A 257-nucleotide genomic window follows, 5' to 3' on the forward strand; every position below is an offset into this window, starting at 1 on the left:
GTAGGCGTGCTTGATGCGCAGGCGGTACAAACTTTCCGCCTCCCCGGGGAAGCGGGTGATGTCGCGTTGCCAGGCGAGCACGTCGAGCAAAGAGAGCGGGCAGATGTCAGGGTCGATCTGATGCAGCGGCCAATTCAGCCAGCCCTCGACGTTGCCCCACCACGCTTGTGCGGCACCTTTGAGCTTGGCCAACTCCGGGCCGTCGAGCCAAAACGGCAGTTTGAGGTTAAAGACCGGCCACCACCTCCAACGTCTGG

At 62.6% G+C, this 257-nt stretch carries 1 protein-coding gene; it reads right to left on the reverse strand.

From position 1 onward, the window contains the following. Positions 1-192 (reverse strand): phage tail protein (locus SB772_RS43000; RefSeq protein ID WP_410838897.1); only part of this gene is annotated, 192 nt, incomplete at its 3' end. Positions 193-257: the final 65 nt, after the last annotated feature.

The organism is Paraburkholderia sp. SIMBA_030 (genome assembly GCF_046535245.1).
In the GTDB taxonomy this organism is placed as follows: Bacteria; Pseudomonadota; Gammaproteobacteria; order Burkholderiales; family Burkholderiaceae; genus Paraburkholderia.